Origin of the sequence: Actinokineospora spheciospongiae (assembly GCF_000564855.1) — a bacterium.
Lineage (GTDB): Bacteria > Actinomycetota > Actinomycetes > Mycobacteriales > Pseudonocardiaceae > Actinokineospora > Actinokineospora spheciospongiae.
Genome location: NZ_AYXG01000227.1, coordinates 39,004 through 54,728, shown reverse-complemented (window position 1 = coordinate 54,728; position 15,725 = coordinate 39,004). Strand labels below are relative to the sequence as shown.

At 65.1% G+C, this 15,725-nt stretch carries 17 protein-coding genes, 2 tRNA genes and 1 pseudogene; 12 read left to right on the top strand and 8 right to left on the bottom strand.

Going from position 1 to position 15,725, the window contains the following annotated elements:
* The first annotated feature begins 79 nt into the window (after positions 1 to 79).
* The 3 genes and pseudogenes from dnaG to UO65_RS28945 all read left to right on the top strand — a co-directional run bounded on the left by dnaG (position 80) and on the right by UO65_RS28945 (position 3,337).
* Positions 80 to 1,981 (top strand): DNA primase, encoded by a 1,902-nt coding sequence (gene dnaG / locus UO65_RS28955; protein ID WP_035288792.1) that lies wholly within the window; start codon positions 80 to 82, stop codon positions 1,979 to 1,981.
* The gene (locus tag UO65_RS28950) at positions 1,981 to 2,517 is read left to right on the top strand and encodes a hypothetical protein (RefSeq protein WP_035288857.1); all 537 of its coding nucleotides are present in this window, start codon (positions 1,981 to 1,983) and stop codon (positions 2,515 to 2,517) included. The genes dnaG and UO65_RS28950 overlap by 1 nt, the downstream gene beginning before the upstream one ends.
* A 56-nt stretch (positions 2,518 to 2,573) precedes the next feature.
* Positions 2,574 to 3,337, top strand: a pseudogene (locus tag UO65_RS28945) (trans-aconitate 2-methyltransferase).
* Positions 3,338 to 3,370: 33 nt separating this feature from the next.
* Here UO65_RS28945 and UO65_RS28940 read toward each other — a convergent pair.
* Positions 3,371 to 3,556 carry a hypothetical protein gene (locus UO65_RS28940; RefSeq protein WP_035288789.1) on the bottom strand — a complete coding sequence of 62 codons (186 nt, stop codon included), beginning with the start codon at positions 3,554 to 3,556 and terminating at the stop codon, positions 3,371 to 3,373.
* A 157-nt stretch (positions 3,557 to 3,713) separates the two neighbouring features.
* Between UO65_RS28940 and UO65_RS28935 the strand changes: the two genes are divergently transcribed.
* The 4 genes from UO65_RS28935 to UO65_RS28920 all read left to right on the top strand — a co-directional run bounded on the left by UO65_RS28935 (position 3,714) and on the right by UO65_RS28920 (position 6,562).
* Positions 3,714 to 3,789, top strand: a tRNA-Asn gene (locus tag UO65_RS28935).
* Positions 3,790 to 4,085: 296 nt separating this feature from the next.
* Positions 4,086 to 5,066, top strand: a complete 981-nt coding sequence (locus tag UO65_RS33795) for a glycoside hydrolase family 25 protein (RefSeq protein WP_052021913.1) — start codon at positions 4,086 to 4,088, stop codon at positions 5,064 to 5,066.
* A 48-nt stretch (positions 5,067 to 5,114) separates the two neighbouring features.
* A tRNA-Ile gene (locus tag UO65_RS28925) sits at positions 5,115 to 5,188 on the top strand.
* A gap of 87 nt (positions 5,189 to 5,275) precedes the next feature.
* Entirely contained in the window at positions 5,276 to 6,562 is a 1,287-nt protein-coding gene (locus tag UO65_RS28920; protein ID WP_035288786.1) for a tyrosine-type recombinase/integrase, read from the top strand.
* On the opposite strand, the gene UO65_RS36340 is transcribed toward UO65_RS28920, so the two are convergent.
* The gene (locus UO65_RS36340) at positions 6,559 to 7,716 is read right to left on the bottom strand and encodes a tetratricopeptide repeat protein (protein WP_152552333.1); all 1,158 of its coding nucleotides are present in this window, start codon (positions 7,714 to 7,716) and stop codon (positions 6,559 to 6,561) included. The genes UO65_RS28920 and UO65_RS36340 overlap by 4 nt on opposite strands.
* A 125-nt stretch (positions 7,717 to 7,841) precedes the next feature.
* Here UO65_RS36340 and UO65_RS28915 point away from each other — a divergent pair, with 125 nt between their 5' ends.
* From UO65_RS28915 to UO65_RS28905, 3 genes are read left to right on the top strand one after another with little or no spacing between them, the layout of a single operon-like run.
* Positions 7,842 to 8,219 carry a hypothetical protein gene (locus tag UO65_RS28915; protein ID WP_035288783.1) on the top strand — a complete coding sequence of 126 codons (378 nt, stop codon included), beginning with the start codon at positions 7,842 to 7,844 and terminating at the stop codon, positions 8,217 to 8,219.
* Positions 8,216 to 8,470 (top strand): hypothetical protein, encoded by a 255-nt coding sequence (locus UO65_RS28910; RefSeq protein ID WP_035288780.1) that lies wholly within the window; start codon positions 8,216 to 8,218, stop codon positions 8,468 to 8,470. The genes UO65_RS28915 and UO65_RS28910 overlap by 4 nt, the downstream gene beginning before the upstream one ends.
* Positions 8,471 to 8,496: 26 nt before the next feature.
* Positions 8,497 to 9,297 carry a helix-turn-helix domain-containing protein gene (locus tag UO65_RS28905; RefSeq protein WP_035288777.1) on the top strand — a complete coding sequence of 267 codons (801 nt, stop codon included), beginning with the start codon at positions 8,497 to 8,499 and terminating at the stop codon, positions 9,295 to 9,297.
* Between the two features lie 159 nt (positions 9,298 to 9,456).
* Here UO65_RS28905 and UO65_RS28900 read toward each other — a convergent pair whose 3' ends face one another.
* The 5 genes from UO65_RS28900 to UO65_RS28880 are packed head-to-tail and all read right to left on the bottom strand — an operon-like array spanning position 9,457 to position 13,208.
* The gene (locus UO65_RS28900; RefSeq protein ID WP_035288774.1) at positions 9,457 to 11,511 is read right to left on the bottom strand and encodes a cell division protein FtsK; all 2,055 of its coding nucleotides are present in this window, start codon (positions 11,509 to 11,511) and stop codon (positions 9,457 to 9,459) included.
* Positions 11,508 to 12,275: a hypothetical protein gene (locus UO65_RS28895; RefSeq protein ID WP_233427882.1), complete on the bottom strand. Its 768-nt coding sequence runs from the start codon at positions 12,273 to 12,275 to the stop codon at positions 11,508 to 11,510. Before UO65_RS28895 ends, UO65_RS28900 begins: the two co-directional genes overlap by 4 nt.
* Positions 12,272 to 12,604 (bottom strand): hypothetical protein, encoded by a 333-nt coding sequence (locus tag UO65_RS28890; protein WP_035288771.1) that lies wholly within the window; start codon positions 12,602 to 12,604, stop codon positions 12,272 to 12,274. The genes UO65_RS28895 and UO65_RS28890 overlap by 4 nt, the downstream gene beginning before the upstream one ends.
* The gene (locus UO65_RS28885) at positions 12,601 to 12,933 is read right to left on the bottom strand and encodes a WhiB family transcriptional regulator (protein WP_035288769.1); all 333 of its coding nucleotides are present in this window, start codon (positions 12,931 to 12,933) and stop codon (positions 12,601 to 12,603) included. The genes UO65_RS28890 and UO65_RS28885 overlap by 4 nt, the downstream gene beginning before the upstream one ends.
* Entirely contained in the window at positions 12,930 to 13,208 is a 279-nt protein-coding gene (locus UO65_RS28880; RefSeq protein ID WP_084176350.1) for a helix-turn-helix domain-containing protein, read from the bottom strand. Before UO65_RS28880 ends, UO65_RS28885 begins: the two co-directional genes overlap by 4 nt.
* Positions 13,209 to 13,377: 169 nt before the next feature.
* Here UO65_RS28880 and UO65_RS28875 point away from each other — a divergent pair, with 169 nt between their 5' ends.
* Together UO65_RS28875 and UO65_RS35180 are read left to right on the top strand one after the other, a co-directional pair.
* Complete coding sequence (locus UO65_RS28875; RefSeq protein WP_035288764.1) at positions 13,378 to 13,767, top strand: helix-turn-helix domain-containing protein; 390 nt, start codon at positions 13,378 to 13,380, stop codon at positions 13,765 to 13,767.
* A 170-nt stretch (positions 13,768 to 13,937) separates the two neighbouring features.
* Complete coding sequence (locus UO65_RS35180) at positions 13,938 to 15,080, top strand: hypothetical protein (protein WP_084176349.1); 1,143 nt, start codon at positions 13,938 to 13,940, stop codon at positions 15,078 to 15,080.
* Here the strand turns inward: UO65_RS35180 and UO65_RS35175 are convergent.
* The gene (locus tag UO65_RS35175; protein WP_084176348.1) at positions 15,060 to 15,608 is read right to left on the bottom strand and encodes an NUDIX hydrolase; all 549 of its coding nucleotides are present in this window, start codon (positions 15,606 to 15,608) and stop codon (positions 15,060 to 15,062) included. The genes UO65_RS35180 and UO65_RS35175 overlap by 21 nt on opposite strands.
* Positions 15,609 to 15,725 lie beyond the last annotated feature (117 nt).

Below are 15,725 nucleotides of genomic sequence, written 5' to 3'. Positions count from 1 at the left end.
TGGCAGCGGAGGGGAGGGGGCGGCGGGGCCGAGTGACCTGAAAGCCGGGAGTCGGCGCACGCGCATAGACTTGACGACCGTGGCAGGACGCATCCGGGAAAGCGACATAGCACTCGTCCGCGAGCGCAGCCGGATCGACGAGATCGTCGGCGAGTACGTCCAGTTGCGGCGCGCGGGCGGCGGCGCGCTCAAGGGGCTGTGCCCGTTCCACGACGAGAAGACCCCGTCGTTCAACGTGCGGTCGACGCACGGGACGTTCCACTGCTTCGGCTGCGGCGAGGGCGGCGACGTCATCGCGTTCGTGATGAAGATCGACCACCTGTCGTTCGTCGAGTCGGTGGAGCGCCTCGCCGAACGGGTCGGGTTGCAGTTGACCTACGAGGGCGGCGGCGCCAGCGTGCAGCGCGACCGGGGCACCCGGTCGCGGCTGGTCGACGCGCACAAGGCGGCGGCGGAGTTCTACGCCGAGCAACTGCGCAGCCCGGAGGCCGTGACCGCGCGGGAGTTCCTGGCCGAACGCGGCTTCGACGAGGCGGCCGCGGCGGTGTACGGCTGCGGGTTCGCCCCGGCGGGCTGGGACCGGCTGACCAAGCACCTGCTCGGCCGCGGCTTCGAGGTGGCCGAGCTGATCAAGGGCGGCCTGGTCAAGGAGGGGCGGCAGGGGCCGATCGACCGGTTCCACCGGCGGCTGCTGTGGCCGATCAAGGACATCGGCGGCGACGTGGTCGGCTTCGGCGCGCGCAGGCTCTTCGACGACGACCAGATCCAGGCCAAGTACCTCAACACCAGCGAGAGCCCGATCTACAAGAAGTCCAACGTGCTGTTCGGGCTCGACCTGGCCAAGCGGGAGATCGCCAAGCGCCACCAGGTCGTCGTCGTCGAGGGCTACACCGACGTGATGGCCATGCACCAGGCGGGCGTGCCCACGGCGGTGGCCTCCTGCGGCACCGCGTTCGGCGCCGACCACATCCGGGTGCTGCGCAGGCTGCTGATGGACGACGACGCCTTCCGCGGCGAGGTGATCTTCACCTTCGACGGGGACGAGGCCGGGCAGAAGGCCGCCCGCAAGGCCTTCGACGACGAGCAGGAGTTCGCCGCCCAGACCTTCATCGCCATCGCCCCCGACGGCATGGACCCCTGCGAGCTGCGCCAGGCGAAGGGCGACGTCGCGGTCAAGGACCTGGTCGCCCGGCGGACCCCGCTGCTGAGCTTCGCCATCCGCTCCGAGCTGGCCAAGATCGACCTCGACACCGCCGAGGGGCGCGTCGACGCGCTGCGCCGCACCGTGCCCATGGTGGCCCGGATCAAGGACCACTCGCTGCGCGACGAGTACGCCCGCCAGTTGGCCGGGTGGGTCGGCTGGGACGACACCGCCGCGGTCGTCCGCCGGGTCCGCGAGAGCGCGGGCGGCACCGCCCGGCGGTCCTCGCGCACCCAGGTGGACCAGAACCAGGGCGCGCTCGCCGTCGAGACCACCGGCCCGGCCCGGCCCGACCCGCGCAACCCGCGCCTGCACGCCCAGCGCGAGGTGCTCAAGCTGGCGCTGCAGGAGCCCGCCCTGGCGGGCCCGATGTACGACTCGCTCCCGGTCGAGGTCTTCACCGACCCGGCCTACGCCGCCCTGCACCAGGCCGTGATCGACGCGGGCGGCACCGCCTCCGGCCTCGGCGGCGGTGAGCTGCTGGAGGCCGTCTCCAAGCAGTGCCAGGGGGAGGCGGTGCGCAAGTTGGTCAGCGAGCTGAGCGTCGAGCCGATGCCGCTGCCGAACAAGAACGCCGCCGCCGAGCGCTACGCCTCCGCCATCCTCGCCGCGTTGCAGCGGGAACTGGTGGCCAAGCAGATCGCCGACATCAAGTCGCGGTTGCAGCGGGTCTCGCCGATGGAGCACCCGGACGAGGCGCGCGCGCTGTGGGGGGACCTGGTGGCGATGGAGGAGTGGTACAAGGCGCTCGGCAACCAGGCCGCGGGCGGTGCGGCGTGATCGGCTTCCTGCAACGGCTGCTCAGCGGCGTGCCGAAGGGCTTCACCGGCGAGCTGGAGCGCGACGAGACCGTCGGCGCGGCGGCGACCGTGCGCGGCGGTGGGCACCTGCTGGCCACCTCGCTCGGGCTGTGGGTGCCCGAGCCGGAGGGCCCGCGCCGCATCGGGTGGCACCTGGTCTCCAAGGCCACCTGGGGTGGTGGCGCGCTGGAGATCGTCGAGGCGGAGGAGGTCGGCGAAGCGGGCACCGCGGTGCTCCTGGCCGACCTGCGGCCCCGCCGCTACGTCGTCGAAGCGCCGGGAAAGCTGCCGCAGGCCGTGCACCGCAGGGTCACCGGTTCGATCCGCTCGCGGCACTACCGCGAGCTGCCCGGTGGCGGGGCGTGGTTCATCCAGCGCAAGCTGCCCGGCCGGGACGGAACGGTCTTGCAGGTCCGCCCCGACCCGGGCACCGACGCGGAGCTGGTGCGCGAGATCGCCGCCGAGGTCGCGGCCAAGATGTCCGGCGGGCTTCCGGATGAGGAGAACTCGCAGTAAGGTAACAGTACGAACGTACTGTTACAGGGGGCGTCATGTAGAATCCGGCCGAGTACCTGACCTTCGGCGACCACCGGAGCAGGCCGTTCCACGAACTGCTCGCCCGCATCGACGCCGACAGCCCGCGAGCCGTGGCCGACCTCGGTTGCGGCCCCGGCACCCTCACCACGGCCCCGGCACCCTCACCACGACCCTGGCCCGGCGCTGGCCCGACGCCCGGCTGATCGCGATCGACTCGTCCGCGAAGATGGTCGCCGCGGCCCGCGAACGCGGCGTCGAAGCCGAGGAACGCGCCGTCCAGGACTGGGAACCCGCCGCCGACACCGACGTCGTGGTGAGCAACGCCGTGCTCCAGTGGGTTCCCGGGCACCAGGACCTGCTGCGCCGCTGGGCGACCGAACTGCCCCCGGGCGCGTGGATCGCCGTGCAGGTCCCGGGCAACTTCGGCGTCCCCTCCCACGTCCTGGTCCGCGAACTGGTCGCCGAACCCGAGTGGCACGACCGCCTGGAACCGGTCCGCCTCCGCGAAGAGGACGCCGTCCTCGACCCCGAGGGCTACGCCGACCTGATGAGCACCGCGGGCTGCGCCGTCGACGCCTGGGAAACCACCTACGTGCAACGGCTGACCGGCCGGGACGCGGTCCTGGAGTGGATCACCGGCACGGCCCTGCGCCCCATCCGCGCCGCCCTGCCCGACCCCGACTGGACCGCCTTCCGCACGGCCCTGGCCCCGCGCCTCGCCGCGGCCTACCCGCCGCGGCCCGACGGCACCACCTGGTTCCCGTTCCGCCGGGTCTTCTTCGTCGCCAGGACGCCCTGAGGCCGCACCCCGGGGCGCCCCGGCGACCGACCGTCAGCCCTTGGAGTCCGCCTTGGTCCCGAGCATCTCCCCGACCTTGGCCCGCGCGATCCCCGCCGCACCCTGCACCGCGGGGTGGTCGGCGACCTTGCGGTATGTGCGCACGATCTGGTCGTACCGCCCCCGCCCGGCCTTGGCGCCGAGCACGTACCCGACGCCTGCTCCTACCAGGAACCCCATCACGTGCTGCCTCCTGAATGTGTCGACTTGTCAGACATCCTCCCCTACCTGCCGGTCTGCCGCTCCGGGCCGGGGTGGGCACCCCCCCCCGGTAAAACCGGTCGCGGGGATGCGCTAGAGTTACTGCTCGTCGGGTTGAGGCCCGGCGGAACGCCCTTCCTCCATAGCTCAATTGGCAGAGCATTCGACTGTTAATCGAAGGGTTACTGGTTCGAGTCCAGTTGGAGGAGCCACAGACCCCCGGTCACCTGCGCAAAGGTGACCGGGGGTCTTGTACGTGGAGGCCGAGCGGGTAGTTGGTGACACTGCTGCTTCTGGCAGAGCGCGGACAGCGGCATGTGGTGGCGACGACGATCGTCAAGCGCAATACCCGGTCGGCTATTCACCAATGCGCAACGGTCGTTCAGCCATCCGAGGGATTGGCTGAACCGGTCTGGGTGCTTCTCGGAGGAGCGACCGGCGGGTGACAATCGTCGTGCTCGACGGTGGCAGCAGGCGGTCACCCACCCTGTCCCCCTGAGGTGTGAGCATGTTCGGGATCGACATCTACGGCCGCTACCAGACCGTGACGGACTGGTGGGCGGTGCGTGGTGCCGGGGTGCGGTTCGCCTGGGTCAAGGCGTCCGACGGCGGTGGACCCGCGAGGGTGCGCGCCGACGCGCTGGTGGCGGGGGCGCGGTCGGTGGGGATCGCGGTGGGGTTGTACCACTTCGCGCAGAAGTCGCCCGGACCCGAAGCGCAGGCCGAGGTGTTGGCGGGGGAGGTTTCCCGGCTCGAGGCGCGTGGGGTGGTGCCCGCGCTCGACATGGAGGACAACGCCGGGGCGGGGTTGCGGTGGTCGGTCGCGGAGGCGCGGGAGCACGGCACCCGGTTCCTGCACCGGCTGCGGGAACTCGGGTACGACCGGACCGCGATCTACTCCAGCGTCGGCCAACTGGGCCTGTGGCGGCCGGAGGGGTGGGGCGTGCCGGAGCTGGTGGTCTGGGCCGCCCGGTACGGCAGCAACGACGGCAGCAACCAGGGCCTGGGCGGCTACGGCGGCCGCGTCGATGTCCACCAGTACACCTCCGTCGGCCGGATTCCGGGGATCTCCGGGTCGGTCGACCTGAACAACGCTCTGATCGATCCCACCGAGGAGGGCTTCTTGTCCGCACTGTCCGACATCGAGCAGCGCACCCTCTACAACCGCGTGATGGGCTTCCTGCGCCAGCGCTGGTACCTGCGCGGCGAAGACGGCAGCATCGCCATGGTCCCCGAGGGCACCCCCGGCGCCGTCCCGGCGGCAGCCCTGGACACCCTCGACGGCAATCACCTCGTCGGCCTCCTCGGCGAGGAGGAGGCGGCCGTGGTCGACGCCCTGCGGTTGCTGTCATCCGGCCGGGGCACCGTGGCCGACCTCGCCGCCGCCATCGCCCCTGTCCTGCCCGGGGGCACGGACCCGGACGACTTCGCCACGGCGCTGCGCGCCCGCCTCGCTCCGCCCCCGGAATCCGGGGGCGGAGCGGAGTGACCCTTCCGGCCGGGCGCGTGCGCCGTACCGAGTAAGATCACCCTCTCGGGGGCGGTAGCTCAGTTGGTCAGAGCAGAGGACTCATAATCCTTTGGCCGTCGGTTCGAGCCCGACCCGCCCCACTAGGCTTGACCTGGAGAAACAGGCCCAGCCCAGAGGTTCAAGTTGATCTTTGGGCATGGGTTTGGGCATGGGCGTACGCTCTGGGTATGGCTTCGACGCGTCCAAGTGGCAGGCAGCGGGGCAACATCGAGGAGCGCAGCGGCGGGCTCAGGGTCCGCCTCTACGCGGGCGAGGACCCCGTCACGGGCAAGCAGGTCTACCTCCGGGAGACCATCAAAGGGACAGACAAAGCTGCGTGGAAGAAAGCCAACAACAAGTTGGCTGAGTTCCGAACGCAGGTGATCAAGCAGCGTTCCACCACGTCGTCAGTCAAGCTGAGTTACGCGATTGATGAGTGGCTGAAGACGGCCGAGATTGAGTCCAGTACTCGTGACGGGTATGTGGGCTACATTGATCGGGTCATCAAGCCCACTCTCGGCAAGACGCCGATCAGCAAGATCGGCGTTCGTGAACTCGAATCGTTGTACGCGTTGCTTCGGCGCTGCCGTAAGCGTTGCGACGGCAAGCCGTTTGTCGAACATAAGCAAGAAGTCGACCATGACTGTGCGGTGGTCAACTGCAAGCCGCATGAGTGCAGTCCGATGGCGGCATCGACCGTTCGTCAAATCCACTCAATCATCAGCGTTGTGCTCGGTACTGCTGTTCGCTGGGAGTGGATCAGTTCCAATCCGGCCCTGCTTGCGCAAAAACCGCGACAGAAGCCGCCTGAGCCCGACCCGCCGACAGCCGCCCAGGCCGCACGACTGGTTGATCGCGCATTCGAGTTGGGGGACGACTGGGGCACTCTTGTTTGGTTGGTGATGACCACGGGAATGCGTCGCGCTGAACTTGCGGGACTTCGCTGGTCGCGTGTCGATTTGGATGCCGAAATAATCGAGATTCGGCGCACCTTTGTGCAGAGCAAGGGTGTCGGTCGTGAAAAGGACACCAAGACGCATCAGTTGCGTCGACTTGCGCTGGACTCTGAAACCGTCGCGATCTTGCGCGCGCACAAGAAGTGGTATGCGGAGCAACTCGCATTGGTGGGGCTTGAGTTCGCAGAGGACATGTTTGTCTTCATGGGTTCTCGCTCGGTCGATCCGAATGTGCCGTACCCGCCTGACGCCATCTCTCGTCGTTACAAGCGGATGGCGGCGGCACTCGGCATCGATACGCACATCCACGCGCTTCGGCACTTCTCGGCGACGGAACTGCTGACCGCTGGTGTCGACCTCCGGACCGTTGCGGGCCGGTTGGGTCACGGTGGTGGGGGAGCTACCACGCTGCGGGTGTACGCGGCGTGGGTTGCTGCGAGCGATCGCAAGGCCGCTGAGATTCTCGGCTCTCGCTTGCCCAAGAGGGTGCGGTCGGACAGCGATGGGAAGGAGGGCTAACGGGAGCCGTGAACGCGGGTTTGCAGGGACCTCAGCCGAGTCCTCTGTCTGACCGACCCGATCCGCGTGGCCGTGCTAATTGCCGTGTTCAAGTAGTTTTGCGCCGGTTCGAACTCTCCCATTTGACTATGCGCTTGAGCTAGGTCTGTTTGAAGAGAGATTCGTGCCCGAACATACGTCGGATCAAGCAGGTTCAATGCCGATGTGAGTACGGGTATTGCTTCCTTTCTTCTCACTTGCGCCAAGGCGTGACCGCGCCATCGCGCTAGATGGGTCTCGTCAAGTGAAACGTACGGCTCATGCTCGTCACCATCATCCAAGCGCAGTGCGGCTGCCGAGTCGAACGCGTTGAGGCACTTTGTCGTCTGTCCGGTGGCCGCGTAGGCTTCTCCAAGGGCGCCGAACAGCCAGGCGCGAAATCGTTGCGATGATCCCTGATGAGGGAGAGACTCCAATATTTCGACCGCATCCGTCTTGTGGCCGAGGTCGATAAGAATGAACGCTTGTTCTGCTCGGACATGCGTGAGGTGCGGTAGGTTTTCGGAATCTGCGGCTGCGGCTTTGCCCTTTTCGTAGAAATCCCATGCGTTCATCTGTTGGCCCAGATCCAAAGCTTGCCAGCCTGCTAGGGTGCACAATTCTGCTTGTAGAGCACCGAGTTCAGCGCGCAACCAAGGATTCAAGCTGAACGATCGAAGTCTGTTCACCTGATTTTCTAGATTCTTGGCTTCGTCATGGGCTGCTACTGCGCCGATTTCGCGGTCAAGTCGTCGTATGGTGGCGAGTTCTCGTCCAAGTTCGGCAATTATCCCTCTATCGACATGCCTTGTTTTGTTCAGCAGGTCGGGCAGGTCTGGCGCATCCGTCTGCATCGGCGGTTCGGGTGATCCCAGCAAAGAACCGATGTCGGTGTTGAAGATGCGTTCCAGCAGACGTGCTGTTGCCGGACGTACCGGCCCGAGTGGCCTCCCGTCAGGCCGGTGACCCGCCGCAAGCCGTTGCAGGTGTCGGACGCTGAGGGTGCCCGGTTCTCCGTTCTGACGAGCGAACGTCTCGGCATACTCGGCGAACTCCTCGTAGGTGAGGTTGCGCCCTTCAATGCGACGTGCCAGCTCTGTCCTGATCGGCTTTCGAGACGTGCTCTCCTTGCTCACGGTCGTGGACCCCTGTCTGGTCGTTATGTCGTGCTCGTGTCGTTCCGCTTTGTTCCCGCTGACGAAACGCTGATGTCAGTGTGGCACGCGAGTGCCTTGACGTGGAGGGACGAGGTGGGAGCGACATGACTGTTCGACACGATCGGCGGATCTGCAAGATCGGCGGCAAGATCGCGGATTCACTGCTGGCGGTGTTGATATCGGCACTCAGGAGGGCAACACCGCCAGCGGTAGAGCGCGGGAGTCAGACCGCTGGCCACGGGGACTTCTGCATGAAGGACGGGGAAGCAGAGTGCAAGCGGCATCAGCCGCCCATCGGTGTGCTGGACATCGACACGCACTTGAGGGAACTGATCGCCTTCTCGGAGAAGGCGCGGTTCGCAATCGAAGTGGAGGAGCTGACGGAAGACGTCGTGGGCGAGCTGGAGGCCATCTCTGAGAACGTCGTGGCTTCGTGCCAGTGGATTTTGGCTCACACCAGTACACGGGGTGTGGCGCGATGACGACCATGTTGAAGGACGACGACGGTTGGCGTGACGAAGCCGTGTTGTGCGCGCAGTTGTCGAAGGCCAACACCGAAGTAGCCCGGTACGTCCTGCGGTCGTTGGACGCAGATGCCGGGCGTGAGGAACCAACGTCTCCGAGGGACGAGAACGACCTTGGCGAGTGGCTCTGTTCTCTGGGTACGGCCTTGATCAACCGCGCCAACTTGCGCCGCATCAAGGCGACTCGGATCGTTCCAGGGGTGGAGTGATGGGAGCTTTGAGCACCCGAGGCCGGGTGCTGGCCGTCGAACTGGCGATGGCGCGTGACCGGTCCGGTCTGACGACTCGGCAGGTCGCAAGACGCGTCGGGATGTCTCCGGCATCTCTGAACCGCTGTGAGACCGGCAAGAGGTTGGCAACGGTTGATGAGGTGGGCGGGCTGCTCGCCGTGTACGGAGTGACCGGCCCTGAGCGCGAACGTCTGGTGGGGTTGGCACGGGAAGGCGCGAACCGCACTTGGTGTGTGGCCGGTGACCAGTCCTCGCACCATGCGGCGCTGGCAGCCTTGATGGCTAAGGCACACTCACTGGTTCAGTACGAACCCATGTTGGTGCCGGATCTGTTGCGAACCCCTGAGTACGCCGAAGCCTGTGCGGTGCCGTTCAAGATCGATGGTCACGTCACCGGGGTAACGCACACGAACAGCCATAGGCTGAAGTGGCTCAGCAACGAGGGGTTGGCCTACCTGGCGGTGTTGGACGAAGCGGTCTTGCGTCGCCCGGTGGGCGGCGGACAGGTGATGTCCAAGCAGATCCGTCACCTGGTCTGGCTTGCCCAGCGGCCACACATCAACGTGTACGTGATCCCGTTCCGGCATGGCGCCTACCCGGCGGGCGGCCCGTTCTCGTTCTACGGGTTCCGCCTCGCGCCGCCCATCGTGCACGTGGGCGACCGTCACGCTTCGACGTTCCTCGAACTGGGTGCGGGCACGAGCCAGTACCAAGCGGCGATCGGGGCGTTGACGGCGAAGGCGCTGAACTTCGCGGAGTCCGCCGGGCTGATGACCCGTATCGCTGCCGACCACGAACGGTCGTGATCAGCGCCGGATCGTGATGTCCCCACGATCCGGCCTCCGGAGAAGGAAAAGAGACGGGTGAGACGGGTCCACAGGAACCCGTCTCACCCGTCTCATTCACTGTTTTCCCTGCTAGATGGCCACTTTCAGCCGTCTCGGCGCTGAGCCGGGTGAGACGGGTCAGCCACCCTCGAACGCGGCAGCCGTCTCACGGACATCAGCCACCAGGTAGCCCCGCGTCTGCGGTGAGCCGTCAATCCTCATGCGCTTCGGCGCGCATCCCAGCTCGCCCATCTGCTTGCCGAACACTGTCGGCTCGGCTCCCAACGCCTCGACCAACTCAGCCGTCGGGATGAACTCCCGCCCGTCCCCATGATCCTCGATGTAGTCCATGACGGATGCCAGCGGTTCGGGTAGCTCAACCGACTCAGCAACCGATCCGCCAAGCACGGGTATCACCCCGTCGTCACGCAGTGGTGCTACTTCGCCTGCCGCATGCCCCGTCAAGGTGTTCTCCGTGGCCCGTAGCACCCGCGCACGCTCGCAGATCGCGCGCCAGTCCTCGTTCGGCATGTAGTCGGTCCGCACCGTCATCGCGAGGACATCCGTCCCGGCATCCGTCTCCCCATCCGGCCGCAGGATGCCAACGCCCTTGTGCGATGGCAGCAACCGACTCGCGTCGTATCCACGTGTGTTCATCTGCTCGCCCAAGACGATGTTGCTGTCTCGCCAGTCCATGACCCGTAGTGCGAACCGCGAGCCGAGGACCGCGCGGAGGCCGGACGGGATCGTCTTGGAGTCCGGCCGTTGCGTGGCGAGCACGAGCACGATGCCTGCGGCTGGTCCCTTCTTGGCGAGCCAAGTGAGCAGCTCGCCGACGTACTCACCGGCGCTGAGCTTCTTGCCTTCGATGCGCACAGGTGTCCGTTCTTCAAGCGGAACTTGGACTTCGTCAAGGATGACCGCAGTGACGGGCATGTTCAGTGTCGGATCTCGGGACATCGCTGGGGTGACTTTGGACTCGGGACACACCGTGTCGTCAAGCTCCCGCATCCGTCGATACCGGCCTTGAACCTCAGCGATCAACTCGACCAGCCAACCGATCAACGCGAGCACGTGAGCGGGCTCGTCGCCGGACATGAACCGGTGAGCGACCCTGGCGGCGGCATCCCAGTCCTTGCCTGCTTTGAAGTCGCCAACGTACAACCGCGTGAACGGGTCGAGGATCAACCCTGCCGCCGCTAGCCTTGCAGCAAAAGTCTTTCCTTGCCTCGGGATGGCGCCGACCAACAACGACGTCCACACCAGAGGCAGATCGATACGCCTGTTGCGCGCGTCCCGACCGAAGGGAGCCGGACGCCAAGCGTCCCAGCGCTCAACGTTGAGCAATGGCGTCCGTTGTGGCGGTGTGGAGTACGGGTCCTTGTCCGCCACCCACAGTGCGATCCGGCCGGCGTGACCGCCGCTACCGCGTACCCGCTCGGTGATCAGTTGGACTTCGTCCACAGCCAGTGCGGAAGCGAGCGCTTCACGGTTCTTAATGACGTCTGCGGCCTTGCGGGTGGCGGGGAGGTCGACTGTGATCGCCCATCCCTCACCCTGCCGAGTGGAGCGCTCGACCAGCCGGAGAGTTTCGTCCTTGCCGATCAACTTGGCGTCGCGGAACGCGTCGACCAGGACTTGCGGGTCCATGGTCCACGTCAGACTCCGAGGGCCGGACAAGACCGCCTTGCGACCGGGAGAGCCGTCACGTTGCCGCCCGAGGACCGCCAACACCACCGACAGTCCAGCCCCGCCGAACCACAGCGGGCTGCTGCCGTAGACCAGTCGCACCATGAGCACCAGCGACGCTGCGAGGCAGACAAGTCCAGCGGTGACTTTCCAGCGGAACAGAGTCAGCTTGCGAATCTCCGTGAACTTGTCGGCGAGCTTCTCTTGGTGCTCTGCCGCCTGGCGGTAGTCGGCTACCTTGACCCACTTCCGCCACCACCGGAAGACCGCGAGCAAGCCGCGAAACACCGCGCGGACGTACCGCCATGGCCACCACAGCATCCGCACGAGCAGTTCACGAACAGCTTGCCGCGCATACGCACGGTCCTTCAGCCACAGCGGCACCCTTGGCGAGTACCGCCACCACCGAGCGAACCGCTCCCAAGGCTGTTCACGAACCGGACCGTCGTCGACCAACTCCCCGTCGTACACGGGACCGACGCTCACCACGTCGCGTTCGCTCATGACGACACCTCCGCGACGAGAGCAGCGGCCAAGCGCGACGACAGCCCCCGTGAGCACGACGTCACCTGACGCACCCAGGCAGGTGTCACATTCACACCTGGCACCCAGGCAGCACGAGCCTCGGCAAGGTAGTCGTCAAACAGCTTGCGACCGGCCTTCTCCGGCTTTGTTGGCTGTTCGTGAACGGGTATGTCGCGGACTTCCGTGAACGCGACGACAGTCAGCTTGTCGCGGAGGTCCGTGACCGCCTCGGCGGCCGTGAACACCACCAGCGGCGGCACGGAGTGCAGCACGATCCCGGACACAGAACCGTCCGCCCACGACTCCCAGGTGTTCATGACGTAGGTGGCTGCGAGCGTCGACCACTTCGCACGCCGCACCCACACACCAGTGCGGACCTGGTGGCGAGCTGTGATCTGTTCGGCCCGGAGGATCGCGAGCAGCACGAGGGAGACCATCGGGTCCAACAGCCATGCTGTGAGCCATGGCAGCGACCAGGGTGCCGAGTTGCCCGCCGCGAAGCTCTGAACGTTGGTCATCGTGAACGCGAGCCCCAACACGATGCCTGCCCAGCACAGCCGGTCAACCTGTGTACGGACCTGTTCGACGCGGAGAGCTACCACGTCCGGGTGTGTCTGGTAGGCGCGGACCTTCGCGGCCTCGGCCGCCTCAGCGGCGAGCTGGTCCACGGGGGACGGGCGGGGCAGCCGCGCGGCGGCGGCTGCCCCTTCCCCCGACCGGTGTCCGGTCGGTTGGGTGTTCATCGCTTCCCACCCCTTCGACGCGGCCCGTCCGCGACGACGGTCAACGTCCGCACGAGGGTGGCGGCCGTGAACAGCGCGGGCAGGCCCAGCACCGACAGCAGCAACGATGTGTTGTCCGCCGCGTAGGTGATGACGACCCACTGAACCCCGGTGATCAGCCCCCCGAGAACCAGCACCCGACCGACCAGCGACACCGCACGTGCCCCGGTTCGAGCGGCCTCAGTAGCCGCCCGAACCTTGCGTGCACCAGCGCGCCAGACGATGAGGAGACCGAGCAGGATGCCGACACCCGCGAACAGCATCGGGGGCGACACCGTGATGGCGTTCATCCCTGTTCACCCCCACTGCGACGGGCGAGCCACACCGGGTAGACCGCTCGCCGGTCGTCTTCGTTCAGCGCGCCCCATACGCCGAGTCCGTCCGGTCCAGCCGTCCGGAACTCCAGTTCGAGGCACTCAGCCCTGACAGGACACCCGGCACAAACCTGCGCTGCCAACTCCCGATCGGTTGACTCGTTCCCGGTGAACGGCGGCGCCTGGCCCTCGGCGTAGATGGCCATGCAAGCGCCATCCCTGACAACGATTCGCCAGAGGACGTTCTCCGGAAGGTCCGCGACTGGGTCAAGCTCAGCCGCGAACTGTTCGATGTAGTCGTTCACCAGCGGCCCCCGTTCAGCCGCTCGACCTCACGGGCCGTCCGCCGCTCAGCGGCCATCTTGCGTGGGTCGACCAGACCACCTGACTCGGCGGCCTCGGCGATCAGACGGTCAAGCACAGCGGACGGCACGACGTAGCGGGAGCGGACCCGAACGGCAGGGAACCCGTCCTCCCTGATCGCCCGGTAGAGGGTGGCTGTGTCGATCCGAAGGATCTGCGCAGCCTCACGGACGGTGTAGAAGACCGGCGAACCGGCCCGAGGCATGGGTGTAGTCATGGTTGATTTCCCTAAGAGAATGTTTTGCGACGATATAGCGGCAATAACACGCTGACATCAGCGACTATTAGGACGCGCATGGGTGAATGCGCGCCGAAGTGCTGGCTTCGGCCGCAGACCAATCCTGTCCGCGCTAATCTCGTCTAAGAGGCGGAGCGCGGAGGAATATGTGGAAGAGGATTGGTCTGCGGTCGCGAAGGCCATTAAGTCGCGCACGCGTGAACTCGGCCTCCGTCAGCGACAGCTCGCCGACCGCTCCCAGGTGTCGCAGGCGATCATCCGCGAGCTGGAGAACCACACCGTCGAACGGCGTCGCAACTCCAAGACGCTGGAGGCTCTCTCCCTGGCGCTGGAGTGGCACCCCGGGCACCTGACGGCCCTGCTCCACGGCAAGAAGCCACTCAGGCCGGGGGAGACCGGCGACCAGGCTATGGACACCGTCCTGTCGCGCCTGGAAGCCATCCAAGACCGCCTGGCAGACATCAGCGACCGACTCGACGGACTGACGATCGACGTCGTCAGCTTGGTTAGCCGGAATGATCACAGGGACGAGGGCTAGAGAGCCCCCGGTCCTTGCTCGGCGACGCTGCGGTGTCGCCGCCTGGTTCCTTGTCATGACACCAAGGAACGCCATTTCGCCGCGCACAAACAGGTGGCTGGGGTTAATGGGGGGTCGTTAACCCGAGATAACTACGCAGGTCAGACCGGTTATTTTGATCGGGGGACATCGTGGCCGCGACCCAACTGCAAGCCGTGCGGAAGCTACTGGGCTACTCCGCAGACAACGTTATCACCATGTTGATCAAGCGCGCCGCGATGATCGGTGAGCCGATCATGACTCGGGCAAGCCTCAAAACGAAGCTGTCCCGATGGGAGAACGGCCACGAGCCCGTCAGCGGCGACATCTACCAGCGCCTGTTCCGCGACGTACTTGGCCGGACCAACGAGGAACTCGGTTTCCCGCCCGAACTACAGGACGATGGCGCGGCCGAACTCCGCTCCCGTCTCGCAGTCGCTCGTACAGTCGACGCAACTACGGTCGAAATATTCCGTCGCCAGGTCGATGACGCTCGCCACGTCGACCGCCGCTTCGGCGGCATCTCACTTTTAGATCAACTCCGTGGTCAGATCAGCCAGATAGAGGATCTACTTCGTCACGGCCCACAGCGTGGCCAACGCGAACAACTCGCCGCTGTCTTGACAGAAGCGTCCACTTTGGCCGGTTGGGAGTCGCTCGATCGGAATGCGATTCGGCAAGCATGGGATCACTACGAACGCGCCAAGACCGCTGCCCGGGAGGCTGGTTCCACCGCGTTACTAGCTCACGCCACCGCAGAACAAGCCTTTGTTCTGATCGACCTGGGTGAGTTTCGCAGTGCCTTGGACCAATTCGCCGAAGCGCGCAAATTGGCTGGCAACGATGTTACTCCATTGCTCCGAGCATGGCTAGCTGCTGCTCAAGGGGAAGGTTACGCAGTAGCTGGTCATCACGATCAAACCCAAGAGTGCTTTGACAATGCTAAATCCTTACTCCCGGCTAATCCACCCGATTCCTCATTGCCGTTCTTATTCTTGGGCGATAGTCATCTTGACCGCTGGCACGGAAACGCTCTAGCTCGTCTCGGTGATCCGATGGCGATAGAGCATTTGACGGCGACGCTGTCACGTATACCGCAAGAATTTACACGTTCTAGAGTAGGAATGTTGGTCGATCTGGCATTAGCCCATGCCAGCGCAGGTAACCGAGAAGCTGCCCGATCCTTTTCACAACAAGCTCGGCGTCTAGGTCAGCAAATCAAATCTGATCGCCAACTGCGTCGTCTCGATCAGCTCATCCTACCGGTGAGAAACTCACCCATTGCGGGCGTTTAGGTAGTAAAGTAGAGACACAAGTGTGCCTGCTCCGAGCAATTCTCGCTTTTTGCCAAGTTCGTTAACCCGCCCAAGAGGAACCCATTCAATTCGCCCTACTTCTTCTGTATCTGTCGGTGCTCCGACGTGCTCTGCATCGTGCCATAGATAAACATCAATTGGAGCAGTGACTTGGCCCGGAAGTGGCTCGAAACTTATAAGATGTTCCGGCTCTCCGATGGGCTTCCAGCCGCTTTCCTCCAAAGCTTCTCTTTCTGCTGTCGCTGCGCCATCTTCCCCCTCTTCTACCATGCCTCCTAGTAATTCGTATCCCCACTGTTCGGTTGCGAAGCGATACCTCCACAACATCAGTACTTCGTCTTTTTCGTTCACGATCAAAGCTATGGCAATGCGGGCTAGATGTACGACGTGGTAGTCCCATTTTTGACCATTTGGTGCCTGCACATTTGTTAATCCTACTTTCACCCACCGGTTATCGTATACGAGTCGTTCGCCAAAGGTATGCCACGCGCCATGCTCATCGCTCATGCTCAGATCCTACGGGAACGACGTTCCCTCAGCCATACTGCGTCCTGAAAGTGTGCAGCCTACTGGTGTGTGCCCTACGTGCCCGATACTATAAAATCTCGCTGAGAGAACGAAGGG

Coding starts and splice junctions, on each gene's coding strand:
- UO65_RS28940 (WP_035288789.1), bottom strand. CDS start 3,556: ATGGGGTTCCTGGTAGGAGCAGGCGTCGGGTACGTGCTCGGCGCCAAG.
- UO65_RS33795 (WP_052021913.1), top strand. CDS start 4,086: ATGTTCGGGATCGACATCTACGGCCGCTACCAGACCGTGACGGACTGG.
- UO65_RS28920 (WP_035288786.1), top strand. CDS start 5,276: ATGGCTTCGACGCGTCCAAGTGGCAGGCAGCGGGGCAACATCGAGGAG.
- UO65_RS28915 (WP_035288783.1), top strand. CDS start 7,842: ATGACTGTTCGACACGATCGGCGGATCTGCAAGATCGGCGGCAAGATC.
- UO65_RS28910 (WP_035288780.1), top strand. CDS start 8,216: ATGACGACCATGTTGAAGGACGACGACGGTTGGCGTGACGAAGCCGTG.
- UO65_RS28900 (WP_035288774.1), bottom strand. CDS start 11,511: ATGAGCGAACGCGACGTGGTGAGCGTCGGTCCCGTGTACGACGGGGAG.
- UO65_RS28895 (WP_233427882.1), bottom strand. CDS start 12,275: ATGAACACCCAACCGACCGGACACCGGTCGGGGGAAGGGGCAGCCGCC.
- UO65_RS28890 (WP_035288771.1), bottom strand. CDS start 12,604: ATGAACGCCATCACGGTGTCGCCCCCGATGCTGTTCGCGGGTGTCGGC.
- UO65_RS28880 (WP_084176350.1), bottom strand. CDS start 13,208: ATGACTACACCCATGCCTCGGGCCGGTTCGCCGGTCTTCTACACCGTC.
- UO65_RS35175 (WP_084176348.1), bottom strand. CDS start 15,608: ATGAGCGATGAGCATGGCGCGTGGCATACCTTTGGCGAACGACTCGTA.